2 protein-coding genes and 1 pseudogene are annotated in these 4,053 nt (G+C 70.5%); 1 reads left to right on the forward strand and 2 read right to left on the reverse strand.

Annotated elements, in window-relative coordinates:
* A partial coding sequence (locus tag IJH84_RS11760) for a hypothetical protein (RefSeq protein ID WP_295143997.1) occupies positions 1-661 on the reverse strand: 661 nt, incomplete at its 3' end.
* Between the two features lie 225 nt (positions 662-886).
* The gene (locus IJH84_RS11765; RefSeq protein WP_295144000.1) at positions 887-3,199 is read right to left on the reverse strand and encodes a sodium-translocating pyrophosphatase; all 2,313 of its coding nucleotides are present in this window, start codon (positions 3,197-3,199) and stop codon (positions 887-889) included.
* Between the two features lie 557 nt (positions 3,200-3,756).
* Here IJH84_RS11765 and IJH84_RS11770 point away from each other — a divergent pair.
* A pseudogene (locus IJH84_RS11770) lies at positions 3,757-4,053 on the forward strand (DEAD/DEAH box helicase); the annotation flags it as partial.

A 4,053-nucleotide genomic window follows, 5' to 3' on the forward strand; every position in this document is an offset into this window, starting at 1 on the left:
GCTGCTGTTGCTGCTGCATCTGCTGCTGTTGCTGGGCCTGCTGCTGAGCCTGCGCGGTCAGCTGCTGGCACTCCGGAGCCTGCGTCGCCGCCTGGTTCAGCTCCGCGTTCTTGGAGAACTGCTCGAACTGGGCGCTGAAGTCCAGCTGCTGCCCCTTCTTCAGCTCGTCCTGCACACCGGTCATGCCCGCGGTGAACGCCTGCTTGTCGTGCGAGTCGACCTGCTCGGCCTTGCCCTTGGCCGTGCTCAGGATGTCGCGCACCTGCGAGAACCCGTCGACGAAGGTGCCCGCGACCTGGTCGCCGCCCTTGATCGGAGACGGGCCGATCTGCTGCAGCCCGGTCACCGTCTGGTTCGCGGCCTGCTCGGCGGCGGTCATCTGGGCGACCGAGGAGTTCTTGAAGGCGTCGGTGTTGCTGCGATCCACCTGCGGCGCCTGCTGCTGCGACGCGGAGAAGCTGCCCACCAGGCCGCACAGCTTGCCGGTCCACGCCACGCCCTCGGCGCTGACCTTCGCCGGCTGGTTCGGGGCGGGCTGCTGTTGCTGCGGAGCCGGTGGCTGCTGCGGCGGCTGCTCCGGCGGCTGCGGTCCCTGCGAACAACCGGCCAGCGCCAGCGGGACGGCGGCGAGCACCGCGACGGAGGTCGAACGGATCTTCATGCGCATTCCCCTGGGGTTTGCTTCACCGTGCGCCCCGACTGTCCCGCACCCGCGGCCGCGACCGGCAGGCCGGGGGCGCACTGGACCTTCATCGCTGCGCACGGAACTGCGGACTCGTCGGAGAAGGATGTGCGGCGAGACAACGCACAAGCCGCCCACTTCGCCCGTCAGCACCGAAAAAGGCGGGGCGCCCGGCCGCGCCGGACGCCCCGCCAGGACGGCTCGTCAGGCCGCGCCGTTGACGACCTTGCCCTCGTCGGCAGGCTCGTCGGCGATGGCCGTGCTGCGCCGCTTCGACGCCACGACCGCGCCCACGATCACCAGCGCCGCCACGACCGCGATCGCGATCTGCACCGGCCGCGAGGCCGAGTCGCCCATGGTCAGGGTGACCACCGCAGGCGCGATCAGCACCGAGACCAGGTTCATCACCTTGATCAGCGGGTTGATCGCCGGTCCAGCGGTGTCCTTGAACGGGTCGCCGACCGTGTCGCCGATGACCGTCGCCGAGTGCGCCTCGGAACCCTTGCCGCCGTGGTAGCCGTCCTCGACCAGCTTCTTCGAGTTGTCCCATGCACCACCCGAGTTGGCCAGGAAGATCGCCATCAGGGTGCCGGCGGCGATCGCGCCCGCCAGGTAACCGGCCAGCGGACCGACGCCGAGCCCGAAGCCCACCGCGATCGGCGCCAGCACCGCCAGCAGACCGGGGGTGGCGAGCTCGCGCAGCGAGTCGCGGGTGCAGATGTCGACGACGCGGTGGTACTCCGGCCGGGTCGAACCGTCCATGATCCCCGGGTTGTCCTTGAACTGGCGCCGCACCTCGTAGACCACGGCGCCTGCCGCGCGGGACACCGCGTTGATCGCGAGCCCGGAGAACAGGAACACCACGGCCGCCCCGATCGCGAGGCCGACCAGCACGTTGGGCGCGAACACCTGGTAGTCGGCCGCGCTGATCGCCTCTCCGACGTTGCGGGCGGCCTTCGTGATCGCGTCCTGGTACGACCCGAACAGCGCCGTCGCCGCCAGCACCGCGGTCGCGATGGCGATGCCCTTGGTGATGGCCTTGGTGGTGTTGCCCACCGCGTCCAGCTCGGTGAGGATCTTGGCACCCTCGCCCTCGAACTCGCCGGACATCTCGGCGATGCCCTGCGCGTTGTCCGCGACCGGTCCGAAGGTGTCCATCGCGACGATCACGCCGACCGTGGTCAGCAGCCCGCAGCCGGCCAGCGCGACCGCGAACAGCGCCACCGTCAACGTGCCCGAGAGCAGGAACGCGCCGAGGACCGCCGCGCCGATCACCAAAGCGGTGTAGACGGCGGACTCGAACCCGACGGACAGGCCGGTGAGGATCACCGTGGCCGGGCCGGTCAGCGAGGACTTGCCGACGTCCTGCACCGGCCGGTGCTCGGTGGCGGTGAAGTAGCCGGTCAGCTTCAGGATCACCACGGCCAGCAGAATGCCGATGATCACCGCGGCGAGCGCGATCAGCGCCGGGTTGCCCGGGCTGTTGCTGATCTCCGGGGAGACCCCGGCCAACTGCGAGAACGACGTCGGCAGGTACAGCAGCGCGGCGATCGCGCACGCGACCGCGGAGATGCCCGCCGAGATGTAGAACGAGCGGTTGATCGCGGTCAGCGCGCTCTCGGCGGCCCGCGCCCTGGTGATGTAGACGCCGATGACCGCGGTGACCACGCCGATCGCGGGCACGATCAGCGGGAACAGCAGACCCTTCAGGCCGAACGCGGCGGTGCCCAGGATCAGCGAGGCCACCAGCGTGACCGCGTAGGACTCGAACAGGTCCGCCGCCATGCCCGCGCAGTCGCCGACGTTGTCGCCCACGTTGTCCGCGATGGTCGCGGCGTTGCGGGGGTCGTCCTCCGGGATGTCCTGCTCGACCTTGCCGACCAGGTCGGCACCCACGTCGGCGGCCTTGGTGAAGATGCCGCCGCCGACCCGCATGAACATCGCCAGCAGGGCGGCGCCGAAGCCGAAGCCCTCCAGCACCCGCGGTGCTTCACCGGCGTAGACCAGCACCACCAGGGACGCGCCGAACAGGCCCAGGCCGACCGTGGTCATGCCGACCACACCGCCGGTGCGGAACGCCACCTTCATCGCCGTCTGCCTGCCCGCACCCGGGTCGTTCGAGGCCGCCGCGACCCGCACGTTCGCGCGGGTGGACAGCCACATCCCGAGGTAACCGATGGCCGCCGAGAACGCGGCACCGAACAGGAAGAAGATCGATCGGCCGATCCGCTCGGCGGCGCTGTCGGCGGGTAGCGCGAACAGCACCAGGAACACCACCACCGCGAACCCGGCGAGGGTGCGGAACTGGCGGTTGAGGTACGCGGCGGCACCTTCCTGGACCGCTCGGGAGATCTCCTGCATCTTGGCCGATCCCTGACCGGCCGCCAGCACCTCCTTGATCAGCACGTAGCCGAAGGCCAGCGCGGCCAGGGCGATGACCATGACGACACCGACCACGGCGTAGTCCGCGCCGCTGAGATCCAGACCGCCGCCGGGAGCGGCTTGCGCGAGGTTCATCTGCGTCGAGCTCGGTGGTGCAGTGCCCTGAGCGGCCCAACCTGGCTGGGCCGGCGTCAGCAGGGACATCCGTCCTCCTCGAATGTGCTCAGTGGCGCGCCGGAGAGGGCGGTGCTGCGTCCGCTCCGACGCTCGATACTTCCCCGCCGACGCCCGGCCCGCCGGGGGCCGCGCGCGACGAAGTCGTGGGCGGGGAGTCTATTCAGGCTCGGAGTGTCTTACTTCACCGTGTGATGCGTGCCTCGCATCGACGTGCGGATTCGTTATTTCATGATCGATACAGTGCGGCCTTGATCGCCCGTTCGGGCAAATCTTGACGTGGACCGAACGGGTGACTTCCGGTATCGCGTGTCGCTCGGGAGCTCCGTCCGGCGTGTCGCGCGCTCACCCGGTCGGCGCAACCACGCGAAGGGGACGAAGCCGCGCGCGCCGGCCGGACGAAACGACCGCGCTCAGCGAACGGCCCGCAGCCCGCGCAAGATCACTCGATCGAGATCATCACCGGGTATGCACACACGTGTGCGGTGCCGCGTGCGCCCTGTGCGAGGCTCGAAGACGTGAACGCAGCGCACATGGGTGCAGGCCAGGCGGACACCGGCCGGGACCGGGACGGCCGCGGGCGACGGCTGCTCGATCGCGCGCTGGCCGGAGTGCCTGCCGACGAGTCCCCGTTGCGCCACGTCGAGCAGACACCGGCACGCCCGGCCAAGCACGCGGATTGGCCGGACTGGGCGCCGGAACAGCTGGTGGCCGCGATGCGCGCCCGCGGCGCGGAGCTGCCGTGGTCGCACCAGACCGAAGGGGCCGAAGCGGCGCGGGCCGGTGAGCACGTCGTGGTGGCCACCGGCACCGCC

This window comes from Saccharopolyspora sp. (genome assembly GCF_017434145.1).
GTDB classification, from domain to species: Bacteria; Actinomycetota; Actinomycetes; order Mycobacteriales; family Pseudonocardiaceae; genus Saccharopolyspora_C; species Saccharopolyspora_C galaxeae.

Coding starts and splice junctions, on each gene's coding strand:
- IJH84_RS11765 (WP_295144000.1), bottom strand. CDS start 3,199: ATGAACCTCGCGCAAGCCGCTCCCGGCGGCGGTCTGGATCTCAGCGGC.